At 68.7% G+C, this 15,034-nt stretch carries 17 protein-coding genes, 1 tRNA gene and 1 other RNA gene; 11 read left to right on the forward strand and 8 right to left on the reverse strand.

The genetic code is table 11. The features are described 5' to 3' along the window. The first annotated feature begins 43 nt into the window (after nucleotides 1-43). Nucleotides 44-526 carry an RDD family protein gene (locus N788_RS11510; protein ID WP_034225195.1) on the forward strand — a complete coding sequence of 161 codons (483 nt, stop codon included), beginning with the start codon at nucleotides 44-46 and terminating at the stop codon, nucleotides 524-526. A gap of 4 nt (nucleotides 527-530) precedes the next feature. On the opposite strand, the gene lptG is transcribed toward N788_RS11510, so the two are convergent. Together lptG and lptF are read right to left on the reverse strand one after the other, a co-directional pair. After that, a complete protein-coding gene (gene lptG / locus N788_RS11515; RefSeq protein ID WP_084696023.1) occupies nucleotides 531-1,631 on the reverse strand; it encodes an LPS export ABC transporter permease LptG in 1,101 nt (366 codons plus the stop codon). After that, nucleotides 1,628-2,707, reverse strand: a complete 1,080-nt coding sequence (gene lptF / locus N788_RS11520) for an LPS export ABC transporter permease LptF (RefSeq protein WP_034225199.1) — start codon at nucleotides 2,705-2,707, stop codon at nucleotides 1,628-1,630. Before lptF ends, lptG begins: the two co-directional genes overlap by 4 nt. 73 nt (nucleotides 2,708-2,780) lie before the next feature. On the opposite strand from lptF, the gene N788_RS11525 reads away from it, so the two are divergent. Together N788_RS11525 and N788_RS11530 are read left to right on the forward strand one after the other, a co-directional pair. After that, nucleotides 2,781-4,256 (forward strand): leucyl aminopeptidase, encoded by a 1,476-nt coding sequence (locus N788_RS11525; protein WP_034225201.1) that lies wholly within the window; start codon nucleotides 2,781-2,783, stop codon nucleotides 4,254-4,256. 5 nt (nucleotides 4,257-4,261) lie between these two features. Next, entirely contained in the window at nucleotides 4,262-4,687 is a 426-nt protein-coding gene (locus tag N788_RS11530; RefSeq protein WP_034225203.1) for a DNA polymerase III subunit chi, read from the forward strand. 72 nt (nucleotides 4,688-4,759) lie between these two features. Here the strand turns inward: N788_RS11530 and N788_RS11535 are convergent, their stop codons facing one another. Both N788_RS11535 and N788_RS11540 read right to left on the reverse strand, forming a co-directional pair. Beyond that, nucleotides 4,760-6,073, reverse strand: coding sequence for an aminopeptidase P N-terminal domain-containing protein (locus N788_RS11535; protein WP_034225205.1), 1,314 nt, complete (start codon nucleotides 6,071-6,073; stop codon nucleotides 4,760-4,762). Between the two features lie 7 nt (nucleotides 6,074-6,080). Then, nucleotides 6,081-6,632 (reverse strand): UPF0149 family protein, encoded by a 552-nt coding sequence (locus N788_RS11540; protein ID WP_034225206.1) that lies wholly within the window; start codon nucleotides 6,630-6,632, stop codon nucleotides 6,081-6,083. 122 nt (nucleotides 6,633-6,754) lie between these two features. Here N788_RS11540 and N788_RS11545 point away from each other — a divergent pair, with 122 nt between their 5' ends. The 7 genes from N788_RS11545 (at nucleotide 6,755) to rpiA (ending at nucleotide 11,495) form a co-directional block, all read left to right on the forward strand. Beyond that, nucleotides 6,755-9,001, forward strand: a complete 2,247-nt coding sequence (locus N788_RS11545) for a putative bifunctional diguanylate cyclase/phosphodiesterase (protein ID WP_244444128.1) — start codon at nucleotides 6,755-6,757, stop codon at nucleotides 8,999-9,001. Between the two features lie 32 nt (nucleotides 9,002-9,033). After that, nucleotides 9,034-9,255, forward strand: coding sequence for a TIGR02449 family protein (locus tag N788_RS11550; protein WP_034225208.1), 222 nt, complete (start codon nucleotides 9,034-9,036; stop codon nucleotides 9,253-9,255). Continuing rightward, nucleotides 9,252-9,545 carry a cell division protein ZapA gene (locus N788_RS11555; protein ID WP_034225210.1) on the forward strand — a complete coding sequence of 98 codons (294 nt, stop codon included), beginning with the start codon at nucleotides 9,252-9,254 and terminating at the stop codon, nucleotides 9,543-9,545. The genes N788_RS11550 and N788_RS11555 overlap by 4 nt, the downstream gene beginning before the upstream one ends. Nucleotides 9,546-9,586: 41 nt before the next feature. Then, nucleotides 9,587-9,770, forward strand: a non-coding RNA gene (gene ssrS, locus N788_RS14450) — 6S RNA. A 4-nt stretch (nucleotides 9,771-9,774) separates the two neighbouring features. Next, complete coding sequence (locus N788_RS11560; protein WP_034225263.1) at nucleotides 9,775-10,356, forward strand: 5-formyltetrahydrofolate cyclo-ligase; 582 nt, start codon at nucleotides 9,775-9,777, stop codon at nucleotides 10,354-10,356. Then, nucleotides 10,353-10,835, forward strand: a complete 483-nt coding sequence (locus N788_RS11565; protein WP_034225264.1) for an EVE domain-containing protein — start codon at nucleotides 10,353-10,355, stop codon at nucleotides 10,833-10,835. Before N788_RS11560 ends, N788_RS11565 begins: the two co-directional genes overlap by 4 nt. Further along, complete coding sequence (gene rpiA, locus N788_RS11570) at nucleotides 10,836-11,495, forward strand: ribose-5-phosphate isomerase RpiA (RefSeq protein WP_034225212.1); 660 nt, start codon at nucleotides 10,836-10,838, stop codon at nucleotides 11,493-11,495. Nucleotides 11,496-12,148: 653 nt separating this feature from the next. Here the strand turns inward: rpiA and N788_RS11575 are convergent. From N788_RS11575 to rplM, 4 genes are all read right to left on the reverse strand, one after another. Continuing rightward, a complete protein-coding gene (locus N788_RS11575; RefSeq protein ID WP_034225214.1) occupies nucleotides 12,149-13,204 on the reverse strand; it encodes a cyclic nucleotide-binding domain-containing protein in 1,056 nt (351 codons plus the stop codon). 309 nt (nucleotides 13,205-13,513) lie between these two features. Further along, nucleotides 13,514-13,587 (reverse strand) — tRNA-Gln (locus tag N788_RS11580). 30 nt (nucleotides 13,588-13,617) lie between these two features. Beyond that, nucleotides 13,618-14,010 (reverse strand): 30S ribosomal protein S9, encoded by a 393-nt coding sequence (rpsI, locus tag N788_RS11585; protein ID WP_034225216.1) that lies wholly within the window; start codon nucleotides 14,008-14,010, stop codon nucleotides 13,618-13,620. A gap of 9 nt (nucleotides 14,011-14,019) precedes the next feature. Continuing rightward, on the reverse strand, nucleotides 14,020-14,451 hold the full coding sequence (gene rplM, locus N788_RS11590; protein WP_084696027.1) for a 50S ribosomal protein L13: 432 nt from the start codon (nucleotides 14,449-14,451) through the stop codon (nucleotides 14,020-14,022). Between the two features lie 109 nt (nucleotides 14,452-14,560). On the opposite strand from rplM, the gene N788_RS11595 reads away from it, so the two are divergent. After that, the coding region (locus N788_RS11595) for a 4Fe-4S dicluster domain-containing protein (protein WP_034225220.1) at nucleotides 14,561-15,034 on the forward strand (474 nt) is incomplete at its 3' end.

A 15,034-nucleotide genomic window follows, 5' to 3' on the forward strand; every position in this document is an offset into this window, starting at 1 on the left:
CGGCAGCTTAGCGACCGCCACCGGTGCCGGCTATGCTGTCGCGATGCCCGAAACCGATTCCTCCGCGAGCGCAACCCAGCCCGTGCACGCCGCCAGCGCCCACCCGGCCCACCTGGGCTGGCGCCTGTTCGCCATGGTTTATGACTTCTTCCCGGCGCTGGCGCTGTGGATCGCCGCCAGTGCGGTGATGCTGCTGGCCCGCGGCGGCGAGCCGGTGGTGCCCGGCAGCCTGCTGTCGTGGCTGGAACTGGCCGTGCTCTGGGCCGTGACCGGCGGCTACGTGGTGCTTTCCTGGCGCCGCGGCGGCCAGACCCTGGGCATGCGGCCCTGGCGCCTGAAGGTGCTCGGCGCCGACGGCCGCCGCCCTGCCCCGCGCGCCCTGGTGCTGCGCTATGCGGTGGCGACCGTGTCGCTGCTGGCCCTGGGCCTGGGTTACCTGTGGTGCCTGGTGGACCGCGAACGCCGCGCCTGGCACGACCTGGCCAGCGGCACGGTGCTGGTCCGGCTGGACGCCGCGCCGCGCTAGCGGATCATTCGCGCCTGGCGAACACGCCCCAACACACCGCCATCAGCGCGATCGGCGGCAGCAGGTAGGCCAGCCGCGCATCGAAACGGTAGACGTCCGACAGGCTCACCACCAGGCGCTGCGCCAGCAGGTAGCCGATGCCGATGACGATGGCGACGAACAGGCGCTTGCCGAAGCCGCCCGAGCGCAGCGAGCCGAAGGCAAAGGGCAGCGCGGCCAGGCACAGCACCACCACGTTGAGCGGATAGAACCAGCGCGCCCAATACGCATTCACGAACGACTTGGCGTCCAGGCCGTTGCGTTCCAGGTAGCCGATGTTGCGCCGCAGCTCGGCGCTGGACAGGTAACGCGGACGCGCGACCGCCGAAGACACGACTTCGTCGCCCAGGGCCGTGCGCCAGGCTTCGGTCTCGTGGGTTTCGACCTCGACCGAACGTGCGTCGAAGCGCGTGCGCCTGACGTCGTGCAGCCGCCACTCGCCCCGGCGGTGTTCGGCCTTGTCGGCCTCCGCCAGCGACAGCAGGCGGCCCGTGTCGTCGAATTCGTACAGGCGGACGCCCTGCAGTTCGGTCCAGGTCTCGCCGTCCTGTTCGCGGCGCTGGCCGTCGCGGGCGTTGAGGAAGATATTGCCTTCGCGCGCCCACAGGCCCGACACCCGCGCCATCACCACGTCGCCGGCCTTGGCCGAGTTCACCACCAGCTGCGCGTTCTGTTCGCCCAGGGGGGCGGCGGTTTCGGCGTTGATCATCATCAGCAGCGCCAGCAGGCCGCTCGAACCCAGGGCACCCAGGCCGATGCGCAGGCGGGAAAGCCCGACCGCGCGCATGGCGGTGAGCTCCGAATGCGCGGCCAGCCCCCCCAGGCCGAGCACGGTGCCGATCAGCGCCGTGGTCGGGAAGAGTTCGTAGGCGCGCCGGGGCAGCGTGTACAGCGTGTAGAGGAAGGCATGGCTGAGCGTGTAACCGCCCTCGCCCACTTCGTCGAGCTCGTTGACCATGGCCGTGAGCAGGTCGAAACCCAGCAACACCGCCCAGGTCGCCAGCGTCGCGAGCAGTACGCTGCGGGCGAGGTAGGCGTCGATGCGCCCTGGCCGGAGCAGCATCATGCCGCCACCCGCCGGCGCGGCATGCGGCCGTCGGCCAGGTACAGCCAGCCCGCGAGCGCGGCCATGGGCAGCAGCAGCCACCACAGTCCCAGCCAGGTCGGCAGCGTGCCCACGGCCAGCCAGCCCTTGCCCAGCACCAGCAGGATCATGGCGTTGATGTAGATCAGCAGGGCCGCCAGGATGCGGCCGTAGCGCGCCTGGCGGGGCTCGCCGCGCCCCAGCGGCATCGCCAGCACGCCCAGCAGCAGCACCATCAGCGGGGTGGCGATGCGCCAGTGCAGTTCGGCTCGAGGGGCCGCGCCGGTCGCCGGCCACAGCGCCCGCGTCGGCACCGCGTCGAGGGCGTCGGCATCGACATCGGGTTCGCGATCGGGCACCTGCAGTTCGTTTTCGGCGAAACGCATCATCCGGAAATCGCGTGCGGCGGGGTCGCCTTCGACCCGGAAGCCGTCGCGCAGCAGCAGGTAGCGGCCCAGTTCACCTTCCAGGATCAGTTCGCCCTCGCGGGCGGTGACCACGTCGAGCCGGCCATCGCGCTCGGACTGCACGAACATGCGGCCAAACCGCGCGCCTTCGGCGTCGATCTCGCCGACGTAGAGGATGCCGGCACGCCCCGGCAGCTCGATGAAGCGGCCGGCCTCCAGGCCCGCCACCAGGAAGGAGCGGTTGGCGTCCTCGACCATGCGCTGCGCCAGCCGGGCCCCGGCCGGTGCGGCCCACAACGAGGCCAGCGCGACCACCAGGGCCACGGGAACCGTCACCAGCAGCAGCGGCCGCCAAAGCTGGCGCGGACCCAGGCCGACCGCGGCCAGCACGGCCATCTCGCTGTCGCCGTAGAGCCGGCCGACCGACAGCAGCAGGCCCACGAACAGCGCCAGCGGCAGCAGCAGCGGCAGGACCTGGATCGAGCGCAGGCCCAGCTGGGACAGCAGCAGGCCGGCCGGCACCTTGCCGCGGGCGATTTCGCTCATCAGGTCGACCAGCAGCCCGCCCAGGCCCACCAGCAGCAGCACGACGGCGACCGCGGCAACGGACTGGGCGAACTGGCGCGTCAGGTAACGCTCGATGAGCAGCATTCAGGGGCGCCGGGATGGGAAGGGAGTGGGCTTGCTAGAATCGGGGTTTGTGAATTGTAACGGTGACTTGCCCATGAGCCTCGAATTTCGCCTGAACCGCCCCGAACCCACCAGCGCCGACACCGATTGTGTCGTCGTGGGCCTTTACGCCGACGGAACCCTGTCCGCGTCGGGTGCGGCCATCGACAAGGCGGCCGGTGGCCGGCTGTCGGCCCTGGCCAAGCGCGGCGACCTGTCGGGCAAGACCGGCCGCACCGCCATGGTCCACGACCTCGATGGCGTGAAGGCTCCGCGCGTGCTGGTGGTGGGCCTGGGCGAACAGGCCAAGTTCAGCGCGCCGCAGTTCCAGAAGGCGGTCGCCGACGCCGTGCGCGCCCTGCGTTCCGGGCCCGTGCACAGCGCCCTGCTCACGCTCCCGGAACTGGCCGTGGCCGGCCGTGACGCCGGCTGGGCGGTGCGCGAGGCCGTCGTCGCCGCCGACCACGCGGCCTATGCCTACACCGCGACCTGCAGCAAGAACGAGCGCAAGGACGGCATCAAGTCGGTGGACATCGCCGGCGACGACGCGCACAAGGCCGAATTCGAACGCGGCCAGGCCATCGCCGCCGGCGTCGAGCTGGCGCGCGAGCTGGGCAACCTGCCGCCGAACATCTGCAACCCCGGCTACCTGGCCGACGCCGCGCACCGCATCGCCAAGGACCACGAAGGCGTGACGGCCGAGGTGCTCGACCGCGCCGAGATGGAAAAGCTGGGCATGGGATCGCTGCTGGCGGTCGCCCGCGGTTCTGCCAATCCGCCGCGCCTGGTGGTGCTGCGCTACAACGGCGCCGGCGACGCCAAGCCCTACGCCCTGGTCGGCAAGGGCATCACCTTCGACTCCGGCGGCGTCAACCTCAAGGTCCAGGGCGGCATCGAGGACATGAAGTTCGACATGTGCGGCGCAGCCAGCGTCTTCGGCACCTTCCTCTCGGTGGCGAAGATGAAGCTGCCCCTGAACCTGGTGATGGTGGTGCCGGCGGTCGAGAACATGGTCGACGCCGATTCCTACCGGCCCAGCGACGTGCTGACCTCGATGTCGGGCAAGACCATCGAAGTGGGCAATACCGACGCCGAAGGCCGCCTGATCCTGTGTGATGCGCTGACCTACGTGCAGCGCTACGAGCCGCAGGCCATCGTCGACGTCGCCACGCTCACCGGCGCCTGCGTGATCGCCCTGGGCAAACACGCCGCCGGCCTGATGTCCAAGCACGACGACCTGGCCGACGAACTGCTGGCCGCCGGCGAGATGGCGCACGACCGCGCCTGGCGCCTGCCGCTGTGGGACGACTACCAGAGCCAGCTCGAGTCCGGCTTCGCCGACGTCTACAACATCGGTGGCAAGTCCGCCGGCACGATCACCGCCGGCTGTTTCCTCTCGCGCTTCACCGAAGGCCAGCGCTGGGCCCACATCGACATCGCCGGTGTGTCCAACACCGAGGGCCGCAAGGGCATGGCCACTGGCCGCCCGGTGGGCCTGCTGTCGCAGTGGCTGATCGACCGGGCCGGCTGAAGACCATGGCGCGCGCCGATTTCTACCTGATCGGCAAACCGCGTTTTCGCGAACAGCCGCTGCTACTGGTGTGCGAACTGGCCCGCAAGGCCGTGCACGCCGGCCAGCCGCTGCTGGTGCTGGCGGCCTCGGCCCAGCAGGCCGAGGCCCTGGACGACCTGATGTGGTCGTTCGACCCCGACGAGTTCCTGCCGCACCAGATCGCCGGCATGGACGAGGACGAAGACGAGGTCGAGGTGCTCATCGCCGCCCCGGAGCAGTCGCCGCCGCTGCGGCCGCTGGTCCTGAACCTGCGCGACGCGCCGGTGCCGGCCGGCTTCGAACGCGTGCTGGAAGTGGTGCCCGCCGACCCCGCCGCCCGCGCGCCGCTGCGCGAGCGCTGGAAGCACTACCAGGCGCAAGGCGTCGAACTGAACAAGTTCGATATGTAACAGCGCCTTCTGTGGGAGGGACTTCAGTCCCGAGCGCTTTCGGGACTGAAGTCCCTCCCACAGAAGGCGCTCCTACAGGCCTTGTGCCATGACGGCTTCGATCTGGTCGGCGTCCTTGGGGACGCCGTCGGTCAGCACCTCGTGGCCGGTCTTGGTGATGGCGACGTCGTCTTCGATGCGGATGCCGATGCCCTGCCACTTGGCCGGCACGCCCTTGCTGCCCGGCGGGATGTACAGGCCCGGTTCGATGGTGAAGACCATGCCCGGCTCGAGTTCGCGGTAGTCACCGGCGACCTTGTATTCGCCGACGTCGTGCACGTCCAGGCCGATCCAGTGGCCGGTCTTGTGCGGATAGAAGCGCCGGTACGCACCCGAGCGCAGGGCCGCCTTGAGGCTGCCCTTGAGCAGGCCCAGGGAAAGCAGGCCTTCTGTGAGTACTTCCACCGCCGCCTCGTGGCCCAGGATCCAGGGGCGGCCGGGACGGGCGTGGGCCATCGCGGCTTCCTGGGCCGCCAGCACGATGTCGTAGAGCGCGCGCTGCTGCTTGTCGTAGCGCCCGTTCACCGGCCAGGTGCGGGTGATGTCGGAGGCGTAGCCGGCGTATTCCGCGCCGGCATCGCAAAGCAGCAGGTCGCCGTCGGCCAGGGCCGACTTGTTGGCCCGGTAGTGCAGCACGCAGCCGTTGGCGCCGGCGCCGACGATCGGCTCGTAGGCGGCCACGGCATCGTGTCGCCGGTAGGTGTATTGCAGCGCCGCTTCGACTTCGTATTCATGGCCACCGGCGCGGGTGGCGCGCATGGCCGCCATCTGCGCCTCGGCGGCGATGCTGCAGGCACGGCGCATCAGCTTGAGTTCGCCGGGGCTCTTGAACAGGCGCAGTTCGTGCAGCAGGTGGCCCAGTTCCAGGAATTCGTGCGGCGGCTGGGCACCCTGGCGCACCTGGGAGCGGACCCGGTTCACCCAGCCGATCAGCTTGAGGTCGAATTCGGTGTCGCGGCCGAAGTGGTAATAGACCCGCGATCGTCCCTCGAGCAGGCCCGGCAGGATCTCGTCCAGGTCGGCGATCGGGTAGGCGTCGTCCACGCCATAGGCGTCCACCGCGCCCTCCGGACCGGCGCGCGGCCCGTCCCAGGTTTCGCGTTCGGCGTCGCGCTCGCGGCAAAACAGCAGGACCTCGCCGTGGGCACGCCCGGGCACCAGCACCAGCACGGCTTCGGGCTCAGGAAAGCCGCACAGGTACCAGAAGTCGCTGTCCTGGCGATAGGGATAGTGGGTGTCGTGGCTGCGCACGCGCTCGGGCGCGGTCGGCAGGATGAGGATGGCGTCCTCGTCCGCCATGCGCATGAGCTGCTTGCGGCGTCGTGCGAATTCGGCCGGCTTGATCATGGCCGGCTCAGTTGAGCTTGCGGCGGTGCCGGGGGCCCAGCACGCAGTCGCTGTGCAGCAGCAGGGCGGCGACGCGGATGAACTCGGTGACCTCCTCCAGCGCCTCGGCGTCGGCTTCGGGCTCTTCATAGGTCAGGTCGCTGGCGGCGATGCGGGCCATGTCGGCCAGGGCCTCCTCGGATTCCTCGGACAACGGCGGGTTGGCGCCCGAGGCCAGGCCGAAACCGCCCAGGAAGCCGCGGCACCAGGCCAGCAGGCCGTCGCCACGCTCCTCGACGGGGCGATCTTCGGCCGGCAGCAGCAGTTCGAAGCCGAAATCCGGCGATTCGAGCTGGCCGGTGCTGGCCAGGTACAGCTGGTCAAGGGCACTGTCGGGCTCGACCGGCGACAGCAGCGCGTCGGACATCACCGCCGCGAACCAGCCCTTGCGTTCGTGCGCGCCACCGCCGGAAAGGTAGCCACACAGCGACCCATGCAGCTCGGAAGCGTCCAGCGAAGCCTCCAGGGACTGGAGCTCGGCGGCTACGAGGGCATGGGCTGGGAGCGGGGCTTGGGTCATGAAAACGGCCTTGTCGGGGATGCCGGCATTCTAGCAAGGGCCGCCGCGGCGCTTGTCGGGCTGTTAGCGCCACCCTACACTCAGGCAGATAACGGGGACGTCGCAGGGGACCACCGGTCGTAATGGCGCTGAACCTACATGGGGTGGTTGTGGCCCAGGCCGACGGACTGGCGCTGGGCGGCATCGTCCAATGGGTGTTGCTGTCGATCGCGCTTTTCCTTTGCTGGCTGCTTTGGCGGGTCTGGAGCCACCGGCGCCGCCAGGAAACCTCGCTGCTGGGTGAGATCCACGAACGCGAGGAGCGCCTGAACCTGGCCCTGTGGGGTTCGGGCGACGAGTTCTGGGACTGGAACATCCGCGAAAACAGCCTCTACCGGCTCGGTGCCAGCCAGCTGTTCGGCCACGGCAGCCGCGACCAGATGAGCACCGACGACTGGCGCACGCAGTCGATCCACCCCGAAGACCTGCCGCGGGTGCAGAAGCTGCTGCAGGAGCACATCGTCGGCCACACCGAGGTCTTCGAATCCGAACACCGCATCCGCAATGCCCGCGGCGAGTGGGTCTGGGTGCGGTCACGCGGCAAGGTGGTCGAGCGCGACAGCGCCGGCAGCCCGCTGCGCATGGCCGGCACCGCCCGCGACATCACCGCCATCCGCCGCGCCGAACGCGAACGCCGCGTCGCCCTGGAAGTGCTGCGCAGCATGAGCGAGGCCGTGGCGGTGATCGACCTGGACTTCCGCTTCATCTCGGTCAACCCGGCCTTCTCGCGCATCACCGGCTACAGCGAAGAGGAAGTGATCAACCAGAACAGCCGCCTGCTCGATTCGAGCCAGCACAGCGCCGAGTTCTACCGCCGGGTGCGCGACGTGCTCGAGCGCACCGGCCACTGGGCCGGCGAAATGTGGCAGCGTCGCAAGGACGGCGAGGAATTCCTGGGCTGGATCGAAATGAGCGAGGTGCGCGACGCCATGGGGCTGCGCAGCCATTTCGTCGCCGTGGTCAACGACATCACGGACAAGAAGCGCGCCGAGCAGGAGCTGCGCTACCTGGCCAACTACGACACGCTCACCGGCCTGCCCAACCGCGCGCTGCTGTCCGAACGCCTGGGCCGGGCCATCGTGCGTGCCCGCCGCCAGGACACCCGGGTGGCCGTGCTGTTCCTGGACCTGGACCGCTTCAAGGACATCAACGACTCGCTCGGCCATGCCGCCGGCGACCGGCTGCTCAAGGCCGCCGCGACGCGACTGCAGGCCACCGTCGGTGCGTCGGACACCGTGGCGCGCCTGGGCGGCGACGAATTCACCGTGGTGCTCGAGGACGTCGAGTCCTTCCCGGCGGTCGAGCGCATGGCGCGCGAAATCCTGACCGCTTTCACCATGCCGCTGGAAGTGGACGAACGCCACGACGTCTCGATCACCCCCTCGCTGGGCATCAGCCTCTACCCCGACCACGCCCTGGTGCCGACCGACCTGCTCAAGTTCGCCGACACGGCGATGTACCAGGCCAAGGCCGAGGGCCGCAACACCTACCAGATCTACAACGAGACCATGGACGCGGAGTCGCGCCGGCGCGCCACCGTGCTGGCCTCGCTGCGCAAGGCGCTCGACCGCGGCGAGTTCCGGCTGGTCTACCAGCCGCGCATGGCGCTGGCCGATGGCCGCATCACCGGCGTGGAGTCGCTGCTGCGCTGGCACAGCGCCGAGCTGGGCGAGATCCCGCCGACGGTGTTCATCCCGCTGGCCGAGGAATCGGGGCTGATCCTGCAGATCGGCGACTGGGTGCTCAGCGAGGCCCTGCAGACGCTCAAGCGCTGGCGCGCCAACGGCCTGAACGAGGTGTCGATCGGCATCAACGTCTCGGTGCTGCAGCTGCTGCGCGGCAACCTGCCCCAACAGCTGCGCACGCTGATGCAGGACCTGGGCGTACCCTCGAACCGCATCGAACTGGAAGTCACCGAGTCGATGGTGATGCAGAACGCCGAACAGACCACCCACGTGCTCAACGAGCTGCGCAAGCTCGGCATCACCCTGGCGATCGACGACTTCGGCACCGGCTATTCATCCCTGGTCTACCTCAAGCGGCTGCCGATCGACACCCTCAAGATCGACAAGGAATTCATCGGCGACCTCACCCGCGACCCCGACGACGAGGCGATCACCGCCACGGTCATCACCATGGGCCATTCGCTGGGCCTGAACGTCATCGCCGAGGGCGTCGAGAGCGAGCAGCAGCTGAGCTACCTGCGCGAACAGGGCTGCGACGAAATCCAGGGCTTCTGGCTGTCGCCACCGCTCGACTCGCACCGCTGCCTGGCCTTCATCCGCAGCTGGCAGCCCGGCACCGTGGCGGCCATTCCGGCGCCATATTGACCCCGTCCCGAGGCCCGCCCAAGATGTCCGCGATGAGCGCCAACGACCCCATTGCCCAGCTCCAGGCCCTGGCCGAACGCTTCGAGCGCCTGGCCGAACAACACCGGCGCCTGCTGGAGGAAAACCGCAGCCTGCGCCAGGGCCAGGAACAGCTGGTGTCCGAACGCGCCCAGCTGCTCAACAAGAATGAACAGGCCCGGTCCCGGGTCGAGGCCATGATCGCGCGCCTGAAGTCGCTGGAGCACAACGCGTGAGCGAGCCGGTCAACGTCAAGATCCTCGACCGCGAGTACACCGTCGGCGTCGAGCCTGGCGAACGCGAGGGCCTCACGGCCGCCGCGCACCTGCTCGACGCCCGCATGCGCGAAGTCCGCGGTGGCAACCGCATGGCCGCCATCGACCGCGTCGCGGTGCTGGCCGCGCTCAACCTGGCACACGAATTGCTGCAGCTGCGCGGCCAGGCCGAAACGCGCGACCAGGCGCTGGCCCAGACCCTGGGCGAACTCAACCGCAAGCTCGACGGCCTCTTCGACACGGCACGCTGACGTTCACGCTTTCCCGCCGGGCCGGGACTATAATCGCAACCAGTCCTCTGCCGTGTCCGACAGCGTGCCTAACATTCGCCTTGTCCCATAAACACGACCCGGGAATCTGGCCCAAAGTGGTGTGCATGTCCGCCCTGTTGCGGAAAGCCTGAAGCGATGGTCCGGGTACCCACTTGATCCCAGGGATCAAGGTCGTTTCGCACGCATCGGCATGGTGGAGGCTATTTTTTTGAACCCGACTCGCCCCGAACTTCGCAGGCAACTGCAGGCCCGGCGCGCCGCGCTTGCGCCGGGCGAACGCCTGGCCGCGGCCGACGCGGTGGCGCGACACGTTTCCAGCCAACGCCACCTGCGTGAACCCGGCTACGTCGCCGGCTACTGGGCCGTGGGCGGCGAAGTCCCGCTGCACGCGGTGCAGCTGCGGCTGGCGCCGGCCCAGGTCTGGTGCCTGCCGGTGCTCCAGGACGACGGCCAGCTGCGTTTCGCGCCCTGGCGGGCCGGCGACCCCCTGGTCAACAACCGCTTCGGCATCCCCGAACCCGACGTCGATCCCGCCTCGACCCTGGCGCCCGAGGCCCTCACGCTGGTGCTGGTGCCACTGGTGGGCTTCGACCGGGCCGGCAATCGCCTGGGCATGGGCGGCGGCTATTACGACCGCAGCTTCGCCTTCCGCCGCCACGCCGCGGCGCCGCCAAGCCTGGTCGGCGTCGCCTACGCCTGCCAGGAAGTGCCGGCGCTGGCACACGAGGACTGGGATGTTCCGCTCGATGCCGTGGCGACCGAGCAAGAATGGCGGGTGTTCGGGCGATAATGGCGGCCATGAAACACTGGCTGATGAAATCCGAACCCGAAGAGTTCTCGATCGATGTCCTCGAGCGCGTCGGCACCGAGCCCTGGACCGGCGTGCGCAACTACCAGGCGCGCAACTTCATGCTCAAGGACATGAAGGTCGGCGACCCGATCCTGTTCTACCACTCCAACTGCGCCGTACCGGGCGTGGTGGGCATCGCCAAGGTGGCGTCGAAGCCCTACCCCGACCCGACCCAGTTCGATCCGGACTCGGACTACCACGACCCCAAGTCCAAGCCGGAAGACCCGCGCTGGTGGATGGTGGACGTGGGCTTCGAGCGCAAGTTCGACGGCACGGTCTCGCTGGAGCAAATGAAGGCGCGGGCCGACGAGTTCGGCGACTTCACCCTGCTTCGGCGCGGCAACCGGCTGTCGGTGATGCCGGTGGAAGCCGCCCAGTACAAACGCATCCTATCGATGGCGAAAGCCGGAGGCCGCTAGATGTCCCGAGACGCACAGAAGAAACTCGCCGCCGAAAAGGCACTGGAATTCGTCGAGGACGGGATGATCGTCGGCGTGGGCACGGGCTCGACGGTGGCGTTTTTCATCGACGGCCTGGCGGCGATGAAGGACCGCATCGAAGGCGCAGTGTCGAGCTCGGAACAGAGCACGCGGCAGCTGCAGTCGCATGGCATCGAGGTTCTGGACCTGAACGCGGTGGGCCCGCTGAAACTGTACGTGGACGGGGCGGACGAATGCGACCCGTACAACCGGCTGATCAAGGGCGGCGGCGCGGCGCTGACGCGCGAGAAGATCATCGCGCAGGCCAGCGACCGCTTCGTCTGCATCATCGACGCGGCCAAGCAGGTGGAGCACCTGGGGGCCTTCCCGGTGCCGGTGGAAGTGGTGCCGATGGCCCGAAGCCTGGTGGCCCGCGCCATCGCCAAACTCGACGGCCAGCCAATCTGGCGCGAGGGCGTGGTGACCGACAACGGCAACTGGATCCTGGACGTGCACAACTGGCGCATCGCGGACCCGGTGGGCCTGGAAGCCAAGCTCAACCAGATCCCGGGCGTGGTCACCTGCGGCCTGTTCGCGGCCCGCGGCGCCGACGAAGTCATCATCGGCGACCAGATCCGCCCCCTCCGCCGCCCCGCCTGACCCCCAGCCCCTCTGTAGGAGCGCCTTCAGGCGCGAAGCTTTTGCCTTGCCCTTCGGGCAAGCAGGGCTTTGAGTCGTGGTGCCTTCGCGGGTGGAGGCAGCGTGCAGTCGCCCTGACCGACACGCCGCAAGTACCTCCCTGTAGGCTCTTCGTCGACGTCCTTGTCTCCGAAGGTCGGCCAGGGCGACCGCACGCTACCTCCTCGAAATGTCGTCGTGGCTGCCGGGCAAGCAGGCGGGAAGCCACCTTCGGAGACGACTATCGGCATCCGGCGAGTGCCGCACCCCTGGCACTTCGACGCGAAGCGTCTGGCTGGCAACCTGCGGCCCGTTGTTGAAGTGGGAGCGTCGTCGTGCACGCTATGTCCTCGACGAAGCGGAAGACATGGATGTCCGTAGCGGCGCCGGGCAGGATGCCCAAGTGTCGCGGAGCGCATGGATGCGCGGGAGCGACCCGGCCGTGAGCTGGTCATGGATGACGCTTGGTCCCGGCCGGACGGCGAGGACGTAGCGTGCGCGGCGGCGCCTCCTACGAAAGCAGCACAGGCCGCTGTGCCTGCCTTATGGGCAGGGCCAAGGGCTCGGGACTGAAGGCCCTCCCACAGGGACGGGAAGCTTCGCGCCTGAAGGCGCTCCTACAGAGGGGCTGGGGGTCAGGCGTTGCTGGTGGCTAGCATGCGGAGCATGGCGCCGAGGCCGCCGTGCAGGGCGCTGACTTCGTAGCCCAGGCGCTTGAGCACGAAGGCCGCGGCGGCGGAGCGCTCGCCGGTGTTGCAGTACACCACCACCCGCGCACCCGGCGACAGCACGTTGTCCACGTCCTCGCGCAGGCGGTACAGCGGCACGTTCACCGAACCGTCGATCGCGCGCTGGTCGTGCTCCTCCGGCATCCGCACGTCCAGCAGCACCGCGCCCGCCTGCACCTGGCGGGCGGCGTCCGCCGGCAGCACCCAGGACAGCATCGGCGGCTTGAGCACCGCCTCGAAGGCCTCGCGCGAGAGCCGCATCAGCTGCCCGCCCTGCATCATCCGTACCGTCGCGTTGCGCGGCATGTTCGACAGCAGCGCGTCCTCGCCGAAGGTGTCGCCCTCGCGCAGGTAGGCCACCACCTGCGGCGCACCGTCGAGGTACTTCGACACCGACGCCGTGCCCGAACGCACGACGTAGAAATAGTCGGCCGGATCCCCCTCGCGCATCACGATCTCGCTCGGCTTCACCGTCACGGGTTCGAACATCTGGAACATTTTTTCGATGTTGCCCGTCGGCAGGCGCGCGAACGCCGGTGCCCTGAGCAGGCGGAACACCCAGTCGTTGCCGCCCGGGGCGCTGCCGAAGTGGCGGTAGTTGTCGTCGCGGCTGAGCTGGTCCCAGGTGATCAGCTTCTCCAGGTAGCGCCGGTCCACCCGCATCACCTTCGCCTTCGACGACACCACCTTGGCCGTGAACCGGCGCGGCACCGCGTCGTTGAGCGAATAGCGCCCGTGCGGCGCCGTGGCGATGTGGGCGACGTTGCGGCCGTCGGGATAGACGCAGCGCAGTTCGCCGTCGAGCAGGTACAGGGTGTCGTCGTCCAGGTCGCCGGCCTCGAAGACGTTGTCACCGCGCTGGTACTCGGAAACCAGGGCCTCGCGGGCCAGCTGGTCCCGGGTTTCCTGGCGCAGTGACTCCAGCGGGAAGAGGCGGGCAAGTTCGGCGGCGGGGACGGGCATGGGCGGGCTCCGGGAGCGAATACCCTGAGTCTATCGCCGGGCGGGGCGAAAGCGGTAGCACCGGCTAAGCCGCTTCCTCTCCCCCGAACCGAAAAACAAAGAGGGCCCCCTTTCGGGAGCCCTCTTTGTTTTTTGGCTGGGGGACCAGGATTGCCAAGCCCATCCATGGGCTTGGCCCCTGCGCTTCGCTCCGGGGTCGGCTGCGCCGACCAAATTTGTTCCAGACAAATTTGTCGAACACAGGCCCGTCTCCTCTCCCCCGAACCGAAAAACAAAGAGGGCCCCCTTTCGGGAGCCCTCTTTGTTTTTTGGCTGGGGGACTAGGATTCGAACCTAGATAGGCAGAGTCAGAGTCTGCAGTCCTACCATTAGACGATCCCCCAATTCCGGGACCGCGCCAGTTTACGAAACGATTAGCGCTTCGAGAACTGGGTGGCGCGGCGAGCCTTGTGCAGGCCGACCTTCTTGCGCTCGACTTCGCGGGCGTCGCGGGTCATCAGGCCAGCCTTGCGCAGTTCGGGCTTGAGCGTGTCGTTGTACTCGACCAGGGCGCGGGCGATGCCCAGGCGGATGGCGCCGGCCTGGCCGGTGATGCCACCACCCTCGACGGTCACGGTGAAGTCGAACTTGTCCGACATGTCACTGACCACCAGGGGCTGGCGCACGATCATGCGCGAGGTCTCGCGGCCGAAGAACTCGTCGACCGGACGGCCGTTGACGATGATCTTGCCGCTGCCCGAACGCATGAACACGCGGGCGGTGGAGGACTTGCGACGGCCGGTGCCGTAATTGTGCTGGGTAGCCATGTAAATACCTTAAGCCTTGAAGTCCAGCGCCTGCGGCTGCTGGGCGGTGTGCGGATGTTCGGAGCCCTTGTACACCTTGAGCTTCCGGTACATGGCGCGGCCAAGCGGATTCTTGGGCAGCATGCCCTTGACGCCGATCTCGATCACGCGCTCCGGGTGCGCTTCCAGCGCCTGGCCGAGCGACTCGGTCTTCAGGTTGCCGACGTAGCCGGTGAAGCGGTGGTACTTCTTGTCCTGCAGCTTGTTGCCGGTGACGTGGATCTTCTCGGCGTTGATCACGACGAGGTAGTCACCCGTATCAACGTGCGGGGTGTATTCCGGCTTGTGCTTGCCGCGCAGGCGACGCGCGAGTTCCGAGCACAGGCGGCCCAGGGTCTTGCCGCTGGCATCGACCACATACCAGTCTTGCTTGACGGTCTGGGCGTTGGCGCTGACGGTCATGGACTTCATGACGGCTCCAAATATAGAAATCGGGGTTGAAAGAAGCGGAATGATAGCTGCGTTCCGGACCTCGTGCAAGCCCGTTTTAACCCCGTGTTAGCATCGCCGCATGCCCGCCACGCCGCCCCTGGCCCGCCCTTCCCCGCCCCTGGCGCCGGGCGCCGCGCCCCTGCTGGCCCTGGCCGACCAGTGCGTGCAGTGCGGATTGTGCCTGCCGCACTGCCCCACCTACCAGCTTGACCGCAGCGAAGCTGAATCGCCCCGGGGCCGCATCGCCTACGTCCGGGCGGTGGCCTCGGGCCAGCTGGCGCCCGGCCCGGTCGGCGATGCCCATCTCGACCACTGCCTGGGCTGCCGCCGCTGCGAAGCCGCCTGTCCCGCCGGCGTGCGCTATGGCGAGTTGCTCGAGGGCGCCCGCGCGGCCCAGGCCGCTCGCCAGCCCCCGCCGGTCCGGATCCGGGCCGCGCTGGCGCTGCTGGCGCGCCCGAAGCTGCTCTCCCTGCTTGTCTGGCTGCAGGGGCGGATGGGCTGGGCCCTGCCCGGCCGCCTCCGTGCCAGCCTGCCGCCGCCGGCGACCCGCGAG

Source organism: Arenimonas donghaensis DSM 18148 = HO3-R19, assembly GCF_000743535.1.
Lineage (GTDB): Bacteria > Pseudomonadota > Gammaproteobacteria > Xanthomonadales > Xanthomonadaceae > Arenimonas > Arenimonas donghaensis.